This window comes from Stenotrophomonas sp. SKA14, from assembly GCF_000158575.1.
Lineage (GTDB): Bacteria > Pseudomonadota > Gammaproteobacteria > Xanthomonadales > Xanthomonadaceae > Stenotrophomonas > Stenotrophomonas forensis.
This window is the reverse complement of record NZ_DS999412.1, coordinates 851,925-865,540: the sequence shown is the minus strand read 5'-3', so window position 1 is coordinate 865,540 and position 13,616 is coordinate 851,925. Positions and strand designations below refer to the sequence as shown.

Here is a 13,616-nt window from a genome sequence, read left to right as displayed (position 1 = left end):
CCCGGCTCCACACACCCCACCGGATATCCGCGCATGCTGCCCCCGCCCCGCCCCATCGATGAAGTACATGGCCTGGACCCAGCGCAACTGCACGAACAGCTGCCGGGATGGACCACGCCGAAGGTGATCCGCGGGCTGGTCTCGCATTGGCCGCTGGTGGCCGCCGCACGCACCTCCGATGCCGCTGCGGTCGCCCATCTGGCCGGCTTCGATCCCGGCCGGATGCCGGTGACCGCCACCACTGCAGCGCCCGAAGCGCAGGGGCGGTTGTTCTACAACGAGGACATGAGCGGCTTCAACTTCCGCCGCGAACAGGTGCCACTGAAAGTCGTGCTGGCCACGCTGCTGAAGTACGCACGCGACCCGTCGCCGCCGTCGATCTACGTCGCCTCGACCACGCTGGACAGCTTCCTGCCCGGCCTGGCCGAAGCGAATCCGCTGCATCTGGGCATGGCCGACCCGCTGACCAGCATCTGGATCGGCAACCGCTCGCGCATCGCCGCCCACCAGGATGTACCGGACAATCTTGCCTGCGTGGCTGCGGGGCGCCGCCGGGTCACCCTGTTCGCCCCCGATCAGGTGCGCAATCTTTACGTCGGCCCGCTGGATCTGACCCCGGCCGGCCAGGCGATCAGCCTGGTTGACTTCCACGCACCGGATCTCGAGCGCTTCCCACGCTTCCGCGAGGCGCTGGCACAGGCGCAGGCGGCAGAACTGGCGCCGGGCGATGCAGTCTTCATTCCTTCGCTCTGGTGGCACCACATGGAAGGACTGGACGCGTTCAACGTGCTGATCAACAGCTGGTGGCGCCCGGTGCCGGCCTGGATGGATTCCCCGATGAACGCACTGATGCTGGCGATCCTGGCGGTGCGCGACCTGCCCGAACCCCAGCGCGCGCAGTGGCGCGCGATGTTCGATCACTACGTGTTCGACGCCGATACGTCGACCAGCGCACATATTCCTGCGCATGCGCGTGGCGTGCTGGCCCCGCTGCACGCCGACGGCGCCGCGCAGATACGGCAGATCCTGCGCCAGCGACTGCAACGGTGAATCCCCTGGCTGGCGCGTGCTTCACCCGCGCCCGGCCTTTTTGTGGCGATAATGCAGCCCCGCCTCCGCCGGTACCTGGCCGCGCCGAGCGCCCTCTGCCCTCGTTTGCCCCGCATGCGCCTGATTTCGCCCCGCCTCAACCTGGGCAAGCTGATCCTTGCCCTGGCCCTGCTCAGCGCCATCATCGCGCTGGCCAATACCCTGCTGGCCAGCTACCGGGTGCAGCGCGACCAGCTGGTCGGCAATACCCTGGAAGCCAATCGTGTCTATGCCACCAAGCTGGCCGAGACTACCCAGAACTTCCTGCTGGCCGCACAGCAGGAGCTGGCCTATGCGGCCACCCGGCTTGGCCAGGACGATCTGGACCCGCAGCGGGCGCAGGATGAGGCCAGCCGCCTGCAGCTGCAGACCAACAGCTTCAACTCCTCGCTGGTGGTGGATGCCGATGGCCTGGTGATCGCCACTTCGCCGCAGACCCTGCAGCTGCAGGGTGAGGTGCTGCACAGCGTCGGCAACAACGCGGCACTGGCGGCGCGCCAGCCGATGATCAGCGATCCGTACCAATCGGCCACCGGCAAGCTGCTGGTGTCGCTGTCGCACCCGATCTTCAACCGCCAGGGCCACTACCGCGGCTACGTCAGCGGGACCCTGTACCTGCGCCAGCGCAGCGCCCTGCACACGCTGCTGGGCAAGCACTACTACCGCGACGGGTCCTACCTGTACGTGGTCGACCGTCATGGTCGCCTGCTCTATCACGCCGATGGCAAGCGGGTCGGTGACTACGTGGTCGGCAATCCGGCAGTGAAGGCGGTGGTGCGTGGCGAGCGCGGCGCCCAGCAGGTGCGCAACAACCTGGGCGTGTCGATGCTGGCCGGGTATGCACCGGTGCCAGCCACCGGCTGGGGCATCATCGCCCAGCGTCCGACCGAGGCCACCCTGCAACCGCTGTCGCGGTTGATGACCGCAGTGATCTGGAACGCGATTCCGCTCGGCCTGCTGTCACTGCTGGTCACCTGGTGGTTCGCCCGCCGCATTTCGATGCCGCTGTGGCAGCTGGCGCGCAACGTGCAGGGCGGCGAGGATACCGGCAATGCGATCAACCATGTCAGCGGCATCCGTGCCTGGTATTTCGAGGTCGCACAACTGAAACACGCGGTACTGCACAGCTTCAACGCACTGCAGGACCGGATCGGCACGCTCAACCGTGCCAGCCGCACCGACCCGCTGACCGGCCTGCTCAACCGTCGTGGCCTGCAACAGGCATTGGATGCACTGCAGGTGCAGGGCATCCCGTTCGCGATCCTGGCGCTGGACATCGATCGCTTCAAATCGATCAACGATGCCCACGGCCACGACGTCGGCGACGCCGCCATCGTCCATATCGCCGATCAGATGCGCCGCTATTCGCGCGACAGCGACATCCTCTGCCGCGCCGGCGGTGAGGAATTCCTGCTGCTGTTGCCGGGCATCAATGCCGAGCCGGCACGCCAGGCCGGCGAACGCCTGCGCCAGCATATCGCCGACCACCCGTTCGAGCCGGTGGGCACCATCACCGTGTCGCTGGGCGTGGCCCACTTCCCGAGCTTCCATGTGGATGCCGAGCAGGCGCTGCGGCTGGCCGACAAGGCGCTGTACATGGCCAAGGAACAGGGCCGCAACCGGGTCGTGGTCTACCCCTACGCCGACTGAGGCGGAGCCGGCCCGGCCAGCTCCGCCCCATCCTGCTCAGCCCTGTTCCAGCGGAGTCAGCAGGCGCACGCCGCGCCTGGCGCCATCCACCATATAGACGCCGCCCTCCTGCAGCAGGTCACTGCCGGCCTGCTCGATCGGATCCGCCCTGCGCCACGGCACGGCCTGCCGCGGCCCCGGAATGAAGACGCGCCAGCGCCCCAGGCGCTCCGGCCCGGCATTGCGGTCATTGTTCAGGGCGAAGGTCACCGGCACGCGTACCGTCCAGCTGTCCCGGGTGCTGTCCTCGCCGGTGGTCGGCGGGGTGAAGGTCCATTTGCGGGCGCTGCTGACGCTGGCCTTGGCCAGGCTGTCGCGCATCTTGGCCAGGGTCCGCTCGGGCCCGACCACGGCCATGTTGACCTGCTCGGCAACGACATCGGCCACCGTACCGTCGCGGGCCACCTTGACCATCAGCAGCACCTCGCCCTGGCCACCGTTCCGAAAGACCTCTTCCGGGTAACGCGGCGGCGTCATGCGCCGGTCAGTCACCGAGTCGGTCGCCTTCGGATCGTATTCGCTGAAGTTGACGCTGGTCATGCTGACTTCGTAACCGCCATCAGCCATCGGCTTGCCGCGCAGGCGCACGTGCATGGGAGCACGCGTCGCCACCGCCTTGCCATCACGCAGCGTCGGCTCGAAGCGCCAACCTGCAATGGTGCCCTCGACGAAGGACGCGATGCTCGGAGACAGCATCGACTTCTGGTCCAGTACCAGCGTGCTGACCGAACCATCGGCAGTGATCTCGATATGGCCGGAAAGCACCATGCTCATTTCCGCCGTGGCGCGCACGGCGCGTGCGGTCTGTGCGCTGGCATCGCCGGCCAGCAAGGGGGCACTGCAGCCTACGGCCAGCGCGAGGGCGAGAAACAGGGGGGAACGCATCATTGCCGGGTCCTTGGTGATGAGTGCCGAGCGTACCCCAGTCGGCGCCGTCACGGCAGCCCGTTCACGCCAGCCGGTGCGCGCCCGCGTACGGCGGGGTGTCGGGGTAGTCACCACGCGCGAACCGCTCCTGCAGCTGCTGCCACCACTGCGGATCGAACAGGTGCCGGAAATGCTCGCGCACCGCGGCCAGTTCAGCGGCCGGCAGGCCCATGAAGGGGCCGAAGCGCTCTGGGAAAACATCGCGTGGGCCTACATGGAACCACGGCTCGTCGGCCATTGCCTCTTCCGGGCTGCGCGGCTGCGGCCAGGCGCGGAACACGCAGTCGCTGACCAGGCACAGCTCGTCATAGTCGTAGAACACGGCACGACCATGCCGCGACACACCGAAATTCTTCGGCAGCATGTCACCGGGAAAAATGTTGTTGCGCGCCATGTCGGTGATGGCCTGCGCATAGTCGAGCACCGCCGCGCGCACCGCCTCCCCACCCTGCTCGCGCAGGTACAGGTTCAACGGACGGAAGCGACGCTGCACGTAGCACAGCGCGACTTCCACCTGGTCGCCATCGACGCGAACGCTCTGTGCGCACTGCCGCAGCAGCTCGTCCAGCAGTGCCGGCGCGAAGCGGTCACGCGGGAAGCGCAGATGGCGATACGGCTGTGCGTCGAGCAGGCGGCCGACACGGTCGAGGTTGAACACCAGCGCGTACTTCTCTTCCACCTGCTGCCGCGACATCGCCTTGGGCCAGGCAAAGCGGTCGCGGATCAGCTTGAACACCAGCGGATAGCTGGGCAGGGTGAACACGGCCATGACCATGCCCGGCGTGCCTTCGGCAGGCACCAGCCGTTCCTGCGGATGCTCGTTGAAGTGGCGGAAGAAGGTGCGGTAGCGCTCGGTCTTGCCCTGCTTGGCGCGGCCCAGCACGGTGTAGATCTCGTCGATCGGTTTGCCCGGCAGCAGGCTGCGCAGGAACACCACCGCATCCCCCACCGTGGCAAGGTCGGCCTGGAAGTAGCTGCGCGACACGCCGAACAGGTGGGCGACATCGCGGCGCCGGGTCAGCACGGCATCGGCGCGCAGCCCGCGTTCGTCGTTGACCAGGGCGATCACGCACGGCGAGAAGCGATGCTCGCCGAACACACGGCCGACCAGATAGGCGCGGCGCTCGCGATAGAACACGGTGTCGAGCAGCTCGATGCTGCGCACCGGCGTATCACCCCAGTGGGCCAGATCGTCCTGCAGGCGCACTGCGATCGCCGCCGCGCAGCGCAACTGGTGGGCATAGGGAATGTCGAAGCGGTAGTCGGCCAGCACCCGCTGCAGCGCCTCCACCGGCCGCGTAGGCGAGACCGCATAGGTATGCCGTGCGACCGGATGAGTGATGGCATCGGAAGGTTCAACGTCGAAGGCGATGAACTCCAGCGCCGGGTCCACGCCACGGGTGGCGAACAGGCGTCGCGACAAGGTGTTGTAGAAGGTTTTGTACAGCTCGGCATCGATCAGCCCCTGCAGCAGGGCGCTGTAGCGCGCGTGCACCTGCAGCCACAGCGCGCGCGCGCCGATCGCCTCACCGGCGAGGCGACGCAGGGCATCCATCTGCTCGGCGATGCACAGGTCATACAGGGCGATGCGCTCGACGGCATCCTGGCGGGCGCCGGCCCAGTCGCGCTGCTCGAAGCGCTGCCGCGCACGCGCGGTGATCGCCGCGAAACGGGCGTGATACTGCTCGAAGCCATCACGGATGGCACCCGCGATGCGCGGCGCCAGCTCGGCGGTGATGTCAGGCTGGGACATGCAGGGCTCACCGGAGAGGACCGGCTTCACCATACGCTGGCGTGTGTGGCGCCGTCGAGCGCTCAGGTAGTGCCGGCCGCTGGCCGGCAGCCCCTGGACCGCCGGTGGATCCATGCAGATGCCGGCCAACGGCCGGCACTACCGGCTCAGATCGCCAGTTCGGCCTCCACGTCCTGCACCTTGCGCCGCGCCAGGGCCAGGTTGGACTTGGTGCGGTCCAGCACGATGTAGAAGAACAGTCCCTTCTTCTTCGCCACCGGACGCATGATGTGGTACGCCTTGCCCAGCGAGATCAGGATGTCCTCGATGGTGTCGTTGAGGTTCAGCGACGCGGCGGTCTTCATCTTGGCGCGGATCACTTCGGTGTTGCCGGCCGCGGCCACTTCCATGTCCATGCCGGCACCGGCTTCGCCCAGCAGCATGCCGCTTTCATAATCGACCAGCGCCACCGCCTGTGCGCCATCGATGCCCATCAGTGCGTTCAACGATTCAGTCAATCCAGCCACGTCGCATCCCCTTGTCAGTGTGTTGATTCGAGCCCCTTGTTCCCCTGCGGCCGGGCTCACGATCCGCTGAGTTCGGCCAGGATCGCCTGGCCACATTCCCTGCTCTGCCACAGCACCTGGCCGATCACGCTGCGTTGGTCGCAGGCTGCCATCAGCAGCAGCGGTGCGCGCCCTTCGGCCTGGATCGCCAGCATCAGCACCTTGCCCCCCGCGGCTTCCAGCATCAGCGTCTGCAGATCGCCCAGCACCAGCTCACGCCCCACCGCCGCGGCCAGCGCCAGCATCGCGCTGGTCATCGCCGCCAACCGTTCGCCGCGACCGTCAGCACCGGCGCTGACCAGCGCGAAACCATCCACGCTGGCCAGCACAACCGTGCGCACCCCTTCCACGCGCTGCCGCAGATCCTGCAGCAGCGGTTGCAGGCGCTCACGCTGACCGGCATCGGGCAGGACCGCCATCTGCCCGTCAGCCATGCGCGGCCACCAGTGCGTGTGCTTCCATTTCGCCCATCAACACATCCATCAGCAGCAGTCCCTGTTCGCGGTCGCGGGCATCCACCGCCAGCAGCGGCAGTGGCTGGTCGTCGAGGCAGGCACGCATGGCCCAGTCATCCAGCGCGGCATGGGGTGCCTGGTCGAGATGGGTGACCGCCACCACCAGGGCCAGCGCCGGTGCGAACGGCCGCAGCACCTGCAGGTAGTCCTCCAGCTCAGCGGCCATGCCGGCGCGACGCGCATCCAGCAGCAACACCGCACCGCGCGCCCCCTGCAGCAGGATCGGCCACAGGAAGTCGAAGCGCTGCTGGCCCGGGGTGCCGTACAGGCGCAGCCGTTCGCCGTTGGGCAGGTCGATGTCGGCGTAGTCCAGCGCGACGGTGGTGGAGGCCTTGTCGGCGCCAAGGCGATCACTGTTGGCCACGTCCGTATCGATCACCGCGCCAGCCGCGATGCTGCGCACCAGGGTCGACTTGCCACTGCCCATCCCGCCCAGCACCACCACCTTGTGCTCACGCATTGCGCTCGCTCCCGCGCAGGTGCCGCCACAGGCGGGCGAGCAGGCCATGATCGGCACCCACGCTGCGCGCCGTCGCTACCGACGACGTCGGTGCAGCCTGCAGCTGCGCATAGCCACACAGATAGGCCGCATGGATGAAGTCGCGCACCGCCGCCGCCGGCAGTTCCAGCAGCATCGCGCACTCGTCCACCGTGCAGGCCCGCTTGAGCAGCAGCGAGCACAGGCGGAAGCCATCGTGATCGTGGCCCAGCACGCGGAAATCGGGCCAGCGCAGCAGCTTCACCGATGCGCTGCGCAGGCGTTCGTCCAGCGCCTGCCAGTGGCGGCTGCGCTGCGCCCACTGCCACAACAACGGCCGCAGTGGCTGGCGTGCCCGGTCGCCAGCCAGCGCCTGCAGGCGCGCCGGTGTCAGCGCGTCCAGCTGCAGCCGCTCGAAGGCGTCGGCCAGGCGCTCTACCAGTGCGGCGGAAGGCTCCTGCAGCAACACCGCCTGATCGTGCTCCAGATCCATCAGCAGCAACGGCTCGCCCGCATCACTCAACAGGGCCTGGCCCTGGCGCAGCGGCAGCCGTTCGCGCAGCAGCCGGGTGATGGCGTGCGCACCATCGGCCAGGCGGATCGGTGCAGGTACGTGCATGGCCAGGGGCTCCACGGCCACCTGCATGCCGCGCAAGGCGCGGCCGATGGCACCGTCATCCAGTACGTCCTGATGGCCATCGCCATCACGCAGCTGGCCTCCCAGGTCCTCGATCCAGCAGTGCAGTCGCGGGCGTTGCTGGCGCATGCGCTGGGCCGCATTGCGCAGCGCCGGGGTATCACGGATGACCAGCAGGTCGCAGTCGTCCAGGTCCTGGCTGCGCCGCACTTGCCCATCGGGCAGTGCAGAGGCCAGGCGCAGCCGTTGCAGCAGGGCCTGCTCGCCCTGGATGTCGGTTCCCACTACCAGCACGCGTGCCATCGGTGTTCCCCGTGCGACCACCTCCCCGGTGGCCTCGCGTCGCCAAGGCTAGGGCATCGCCTGCGGCGACCGTCGTGATCGATTGCTCAGATTGGAAGTGATCGCGAACGCAGCCATTTCCTTTCTGCGACAACCATCGTGGGCAAGTTTCATGCCCTGTTGACGGCGTTACGACAGCCGACGGATTTCACGGTTCTGGCCGCAGATCGGACGCGGCCTGCCACGCAAAAAGAAACCCGCGCCGAAGCGCGGGTTCCGGGGTCGCAACGGGACGGCGATGGATCAGCCGCGCAGCTGCTCCAGTGCGGCATTGAAGGTCGCGCTCGGGCGCATCGCCTTGCTGGCCTTGGCCACGTCCGGGCGGTAGTAGCCGCCGATATCCACGGCCTTGCCCTGCACGGCGATCAGCTCGTCGACGATCTTCTGCTCGTTGTCGGTCAGCGCCTTGGCCAGCGGGGCGAAGCGTGCCTTCAGCGCGGCATCTTCATTCTGCGCGGCCAAGGCCTGGGCCCAGTACAGCGCGATGTAGAAGTGGCTGCCGCGATTGTCGATGCCACCCAGCTTGCGCGACGGCGACTTGTCGTTGTCCAGGAACTGGCCGTTGGCCTCGTCCAGGGCCTTGGCCAGCACGCGGGCGGCGGCGTTGTCGTAACGGTTGCCCAGGTGTTCCAGCGACGCGGCCAGGGCCAGGAATTCACCCAGCGAATCCCAGCGCAGGTAGTCCTCTTCGACGAACTGCTGCACGTGCTTCGGGGCCGAACCACCGGCGCCGGTCTCGAACAGGCCACCACCGGCCATCAACGGCACGATCGACAGCATCTTGGCGCTGGTGCCCAGCTCCATGATCGGGAACAGGTCGGTCAGGTAGTCGCGCAGCACGTTGCCGGTCACCGAGATGGTGTCCTCACCCTTGCGGATGCGGTCCAGCGAGAACGCGGTGGCTTCCACCGGCGGCAGGATGCGGATATCCAGGCCGGCGGTGTCGTGGTTCTTCAGATAGGTCTCGACCTTGGCGATGACCTGCGCATCGTGGGCACGGGCGGCGTCCAGCCAGAACACGGCCGGGGTGCTGCTCAGGCGGGCGCGCTCGACGGCCAGCTTCACCCAGTCCTGGATCGGCGCGTCCTTGGTCTGGCACATGCGCCAGATGTCACCGGCTTCCACGGCGTGCTCGAACACCACGTTGCCGGCATCGTCGGTGACCTTGACCACGCCATCGGCGGCGATCTGGAAGGTCTTGTCGTGCGAGCCGTACTCTTCGGCCTTCTGCGCCATCAGGCCGACATTCGGCACCGAGCCCATGGTGGCCGGGTCGAAGGCACCGTGCGCCTTGCAGTCGTCGATGACGGCCTGGTACACGCCGGCGTAGCAGCGGTCCGGAATGACCGCCTTGGTGTCCTGCAGCTTGCCTTCGGCGTTCCACATCTTGCCGGAGTCGCGGATCATCGCCGGCATCGAGGCATCGACGATGACGTCGCTGGGCACATGCAGGTTGGTGATGCCCTTGTCCGAGTTGACCATGGCCACGCCCGGACGCTGTGCGTACTCGGCGGCCAGGTCGGCTTCGATGGCGTCACGGGCGGCTTCCGGCAGCGACGGCAGGCGCGCGGCCAGGTCACCGATGCCGTTGTTGGCATCGAAACCGGCCTGCTTCAACACGTCGGCATGCTTGGCCAGCACGTCCTTGTAGAACTCGTTGACCGCCACGCCGAACATGATCGGGTCGGAGACCTTCATCATGGTCGCCTTGAGGTGCAGCGAGAACAGCACGCCCTGAGCCTTGGCATCGGCGATCTGCTCGCCGATGAACGCGGCCAGCGCCTTGCGGCTCATCACCGCGGCATCGACGATCTCGCCGGCCTTGACCGCGGTCTTTTCCTTCAGCACGACAGCGCTGCCGTCCTTGCCGTGGAAGGTAATCTTCAGCGAACCGGCGTTGGCCAGGGTGGTCGACTTCTCGCTGCCGTAGAAGTCACCGGCGGCCATGTGCGCGACGTGCGACTTCGAATCGGCGGCCCAGGCACCCATGCGGTGCGGATGCTTGCGCGCGTAGTTCTTCACCGACAGCGGTGCGCGGCGGTCGGAGTTGCCTTCGCGCAGCACCGGGTTCACCGCGCTGCCCTTGACCTTGTCATAGCGCGCCTTGTAGTCGCGCTGCTGGTCGTCGGCCGGGGTTTCCGGGTAATCCGGCAGCGGATAGCCCTGGTCCTGCAGTTCCTTGATGGCCGCCTTCAACTGCGGCACCGACGCCGAAATGTTCGGCAGCTTGATGATGTTGGCGTCCGGGGTGGTCGCCAGCTGGCCCAGCTCGGCCAGGTCGTCGCTGACCTTCTGCGCGTCGGCCAGCAGTTCCGGGAACTGCGACAGGATGCGACCGGACAGCGAGATGTCACGGGTTTCCACCACGATGCCAGCAGTGGCGGTGTAGGCATCGACGATCGGCAGCAGCGACTGGGTGGCCAGGAACGGGGCTTCGTCGGTCAGCGTGTAGAGGATCTTGGACATGGGGGACTTGGACTCTGTAGCAGTGCTCAGGGGAAGGCCGGCGCCAGCGCCGGGCCACGTGCAACCGTGTCGCTTTTCCCTGCCGCCGTCAGGGTGGGCGCGCGGTGGGGAAACCCCTGCATTGTCGCGTTTTCAGCCGCGCGGGGCAAAGCCGCGCCATACGCGGCGGTACTGCACCACTGTGTTGCGCGGCTGGTTAGCTTCCGGCCTGGAGCCTGAGGCTTGGTTGGCTAGTTCAACTTCCCGCTCGTGGAGGCACGCACGACCCACTCCGACAATCGCTGCCCCCACTCGGCGCCCATCGGACAGGTCAACGTCTGTGCGCGTTTGCTTCGCCGGAAGCTGCAGACGCGGAATCCTCCAACGACGGCGGCCAGGCTGGCGACTTCATCTGCCGTCGCAGCAGCACCTCGGATGTGCAGCGAACCGGCGCCAGACACGCTGGGTCGAACGTAGACGTCGTACCGGGTGGAACCTCCGTCCGCGCTTGCGTACCCCGACACGGCATATCCGCTGTCCGTGAAGCGCAGATCCGGCGTGCTTCCGGGCGCAGGCTTTTCAGGTGCATCGCCCTCGTAGATCAAGGCGACCTCCCGACCATCTCGCCTGACGCGGTGCAGGCCGAAGTCGACAGGTGCCTCATAGGTCACGGACATGCCCGTAGGCACGCGAAGACAGGCACCGTATAGAAAGTGGTCGCAGCTGTAGCTCCACAGATCAGCGGGTGCGATTGCGAGGGTGAGTGCAATCCAGCTGAGCATCCTGTCTCCCGACCTGTCCGTATGCGGCTGAGGGTACCCGAGATCCATGTCGAGCGAGTATCGCCCAGTAAAAAAGGACGCAGCCTCGCGGCTGCGCCCATCGTGAGTCCTGCCGGGAGAGAGTCGGCAGGACTTACTTGACCTCGAACTCCTGCGGCGTTCCGGCCGCCTTGCCATCGACCATGACCTCGGCGCGGTACTTGCCGGCCGGCCAGCCCTTTGCATTCTTGAACGTGACGTTGGTGGTTTCCGCGCCGCTGGCGTTCAGGGTCGCGGTCTGTTCGCCGGCCACCTGGCCGTCCTGGTAGGTCAGCTTGGCGCCGACATTGACATTGTTGGCGGCGCCGTCGGTCTTGATCGAGACGATGACGTCATCCTTCGGTGCGAACAGGGCAGCCGGTGCGACCGACTTGTCGGCGGCGGCTGTCTTGCCCACGGTAACGGTGGAGACGCTGACCGCAGCGGCTTCGGCCATCGGCGGCGGTGCACCGGTCATCGGCGCCGGCGCTGCCGGTTCGGCCGGCGCGGTTGCTGCCGGTGCGGCGTTGCTGTCGGTCGACTCTTCCTTCTTCTTGCAACCGACCAGGGCAACGCTGCCCAGCAGGGCGGCGATCAGGGCGGTCTGGAGCGGGCTGGTCTTGATCATTCGGGGTTCCTCCCAGGGGATTGTCGGACGGCGTTCGATCGCCGGCTTACTTCGGCGGCAGCTTCAGGGTCTGGCCCGGGAAGATCTTGTCCGGGTCGTCGAGCACATCGCGGTTGGCTTCGAAGATCTTCTTCCAGGCATTGGCGTCGCCCAGGTGCTGCTTGGCGATCTTCGACAGCGAATCTCCCTTCTGCACGGTGTAGGTGCCGCCGCTGACAACCTCGGCGGTGCTGTCCACCGAAGCGCTGACGCCGGAGAAGTCCGCCTTCGGCACCTGCTCGGCGGTACTGTCGACGCTGGCGCTGACGCCGGAGAAATCGGCTTTCTTCTCGGTACTCATCCACAACTCCCGTCTGCATGACTACGTGGTTCGCACGTTGCCATGGAGGTTGTTAAATGGGGATGGTGCAGATGTGAAGCCGCCCCCCGGGGCGGCTGAACAATCGGGAGAGCGGGTGCCTGCAAGGTGCCGGCCAGCGGCCGGCACTACCAGTAACCGCCTGCGACGGTTACTGGCGCAGTTCGCGGTAGGTCGCGGCCGGGGCGGCGATGCCGGGGCTGGCCCGCCAGGGATTGATGTCCAGGCCACCACGGCGGGTATAGCGCGCTTCCACTTCCAGCCACTCCGGCTGGCAGCGCGTGGACACCTCGCTGAAGATCCGCTCAACGCACTGCTCGTGGAACTCGGCGTGCTCGCGGTAGCTGACCAGATAGCGCAGCAGGCCGGCGCGGTCGATCTTCGGCCCGCGGTAGCGCAGGCTGACCGTGGCCCAGTCCGGCTGGCCGGTGACCGGGCAGTTGGACTTCAGCAGCGCCGAGACCAGGGTCTCTTCCACCACCTGGCTGGCATCAGCGGCGAGGAAGTCCGCCTGCGGGGGGCCATAGCAGTCGATCTCCACCTCCAGCCCGTCGATCGATTCGCCGAGCGGCGTCTCGCACAGGCCCGGCAGGCCGAACTCCACATGGACCGGCGCACCGGCACAGGCCGACAGGTCGGCGACGATGCGTGCGCGCAGTGCTTCGGCGGTGTCGATGCGGGTGCTGTTGAGGGAGTTGAGGTACAGCTTGAACGACTTCGATTCGATCAGCCGCGGCGAGGTGCACGGCACCTGCACGGTGGCGACGGCGACCTGCGGCTTGCCGCGCGGGTCGAGCCAGCTCAGTTCGAAGGCGTGCCAGCGGTCATGGCCGACGAACGGCAGCGCCGCATCATCGAGACCGATCTCTGCGCGCGCGCCGCTGCGGGGGATGGGGAACAGCAGGCCGGGATCGTACTGCGACGGGTAACTGACCTCGCGACCGAGGCTGGAATCCTGTGGGGTGTTCATGGGCGTCATTGTATCGCGCCAGAAGCGGGCCTTCGGCCGGGCCGGCCAACGGCGGAGCCCCTCCGTGGTGGGTGTGTTGGTTGGTCGCGGAAGGCGGTCTATCGGCTTGGCCGGGTGGGCAGGCGGGTCGGGGGACGCCGTAAACCCATCCCTGGGGGCTTGGCCGCGGCATCCATGCCGCGGACACCCCCGCCCCGCCTACCCACCCGGCCCCTGACAGTTTCCTACGCGCGGCCACCACCACGGGAAAGATCAGGAAAATCAAAATCAAAAGCCGATCCTTCAGACATTCCGGATGTCCGCCGTGTCGACCAAGGTCGACACCCACCAGAAGCAGAATGTCGTTCCGGCAGATCGCAGGAAACTGTCGAAGGCGGGGTGGGTCCGGTTGAGGGGGTGTGAGCGGCATGGATGCCGCGACCAAGCCCCCATGGATGGGT

General features: G+C 67.1%; 12 protein-coding genes. 2 read left to right on the top strand and 10 right to left on the bottom strand.

Annotation, left to right across the window (positions count from 1 at the left end):
- Window positions 1–33: 33 nt before the first annotated feature.
- Window positions 34–1,050 carry a cupin-like domain-containing protein gene (locus SSKA14_RS03940; RefSeq protein WP_008265669.1) on the top strand — a complete coding sequence of 339 codons (1,017 nt, stop codon included), beginning with the start codon at window positions 34–36 and terminating at the stop codon, window positions 1,048–1,050.
- 114 nt (window positions 1,051–1,164) lie between these two features.
- Window positions 1,165–2,739 (top strand): sensor domain-containing diguanylate cyclase, encoded by a 1,575-nt coding sequence (locus SSKA14_RS03935; RefSeq protein WP_008265935.1) that lies wholly within the window; start codon window positions 1,165–1,167, stop codon window positions 2,737–2,739.
- Between the two features lie 36 nt (window positions 2,740–2,775).
- Here SSKA14_RS03935 and SSKA14_RS03930 read toward each other — a convergent pair whose 3' ends face one another.
- The 10 genes from SSKA14_RS03930 to queF form a co-directional block, all read right to left on the bottom strand.
- Entirely contained in the window at window positions 2,776–3,666 is an 891-nt protein-coding gene (locus SSKA14_RS03930; RefSeq protein WP_040006977.1) for a TonB-dependent receptor, read from the bottom strand.
- Between the two features lie 61 nt (window positions 3,667–3,727).
- On the bottom strand, window positions 3,728–5,458 hold the full coding sequence (gene aceK / locus SSKA14_RS03925; protein WP_008267513.1) for a bifunctional isocitrate dehydrogenase kinase/phosphatase: 1,731 nt from the start codon (window positions 5,456–5,458) through the stop codon (window positions 3,728–3,730).
- A gap of 146 nt (window positions 5,459–5,604) precedes the next feature.
- Window positions 5,605–5,964: a hypothetical protein gene (locus SSKA14_RS03920; RefSeq protein WP_006473505.1), complete on the bottom strand. Its 360-nt coding sequence runs from the start codon at window positions 5,962–5,964 to the stop codon at window positions 5,605–5,607.
- Window positions 5,965–6,020: 56 nt separating this feature from the next.
- On the bottom strand, window positions 6,021–6,437 hold the full coding sequence (locus SSKA14_RS03915; RefSeq protein ID WP_040006976.1) for a roadblock/LC7 domain-containing protein: 417 nt from the start codon (window positions 6,435–6,437) through the stop codon (window positions 6,021–6,023).
- Window positions 6,430–6,978 carry an ATP/GTP-binding protein gene (locus SSKA14_RS03910; RefSeq protein WP_008265635.1) on the bottom strand — a complete coding sequence of 183 codons (549 nt, stop codon included), beginning with the start codon at window positions 6,976–6,978 and terminating at the stop codon, window positions 6,430–6,432. Before SSKA14_RS03910 ends, SSKA14_RS03915 begins: the two co-directional genes overlap by 8 nt.
- Window positions 6,971–7,936, bottom strand: a complete 966-nt coding sequence (locus tag SSKA14_RS03905) for a hypothetical protein (protein WP_008267006.1) — start codon at window positions 7,934–7,936, stop codon at window positions 6,971–6,973. The genes SSKA14_RS03910 and SSKA14_RS03905 overlap by 8 nt, the downstream gene beginning before the upstream one ends.
- Window positions 7,937–8,218: 282 nt before the next feature.
- The gene (locus SSKA14_RS03900) at window positions 8,219–10,441 is read right to left on the bottom strand and encodes an NADP-dependent isocitrate dehydrogenase (RefSeq protein WP_008267178.1); all 2,223 of its coding nucleotides are present in this window, start codon (window positions 10,439–10,441) and stop codon (window positions 8,219–8,221) included.
- A gap of 894 nt (window positions 10,442–11,335) precedes the next feature.
- Window positions 11,336–11,848: a hypothetical protein gene (locus SSKA14_RS03890; RefSeq protein ID WP_008265876.1), complete on the bottom strand. Its 513-nt coding sequence runs from the start codon at window positions 11,846–11,848 to the stop codon at window positions 11,336–11,338.
- Between the two features lie 46 nt (window positions 11,849–11,894).
- Window positions 11,895–12,188, bottom strand: coding sequence for a LysM peptidoglycan-binding domain-containing protein (locus SSKA14_RS03885; protein ID WP_006473550.1), 294 nt, complete (start codon window positions 12,186–12,188; stop codon window positions 11,895–11,897).
- A gap of 169 nt (window positions 12,189–12,357) precedes the next feature.
- Complete coding sequence (gene queF, locus SSKA14_RS03880) at window positions 12,358–13,176, bottom strand: NADPH-dependent 7-cyano-7-deazaguanine reductase QueF (RefSeq protein ID WP_040006974.1); 819 nt, start codon at window positions 13,174–13,176, stop codon at window positions 12,358–12,360.
- Window positions 13,177–13,616 lie beyond the last annotated feature (440 nt).

Excerpts from the sequence above, each read along its gene's own strand:
- SSKA14_RS03940 (WP_008265669.1), top strand. The coding sequence starts at position 34 with ATGCTGCCCCCGCCCCGCCCCATCGATGAAGTACATGGCCTGGACCCA.
- SSKA14_RS03935 (WP_008265935.1), top strand. The coding sequence starts at position 1,165 with ATGCGCCTGATTTCGCCCCGCCTCAACCTGGGCAAGCTGATCCTTGCC.
- SSKA14_RS03930 (WP_040006977.1), bottom strand. The coding sequence starts at position 3,666 with ATGATGCGTTCCCCCCTGTTTCTCGCCCTCGCGCTGGCCGTAGGCTGC.
- aceK (WP_008267513.1), bottom strand. The coding sequence starts at position 5,458 with ATGTCCCAGCCTGACATCACCGCCGAGCTGGCGCCGCGCATCGCGGGT.
- SSKA14_RS03915 (WP_040006976.1), bottom strand. The coding sequence starts at position 6,437 with ATGGCTGACGGGCAGATGGCGGTCCTGCCCGATGCCGGTCAGCGTGAG.
- SSKA14_RS03910 (WP_008265635.1), bottom strand. The coding sequence starts at position 6,978 with ATGCGTGAGCACAAGGTGGTGGTGCTGGGCGGGATGGGCAGTGGCAAG.
- SSKA14_RS03905 (WP_008267006.1), bottom strand. The coding sequence starts at position 7,936 with ATGGCACGCGTGCTGGTAGTGGGAACCGACATCCAGGGCGAGCAGGCC.
- SSKA14_RS03900 (WP_008267178.1), bottom strand. The coding sequence starts at position 10,441 with ATGTCCAAGATCCTCTACACGCTGACCGACGAAGCCCCGTTCCTGGCC.
- SSKA14_RS03890 (WP_008265876.1), bottom strand. The coding sequence starts at position 11,848 with ATGATCAAGACCAGCCCGCTCCAGACCGCCCTGATCGCCGCCCTGCTG.
- SSKA14_RS03885 (WP_006473550.1), bottom strand. The coding sequence starts at position 12,188 with ATGAGTACCGAGAAGAAAGCCGATTTCTCCGGCGTCAGCGCCAGCGTC.
- queF (WP_040006974.1), bottom strand. The coding sequence starts at position 13,176 with ATGAACACCCCACAGGATTCCAGCCTCGGTCGCGAGGTCAGTTACCCG.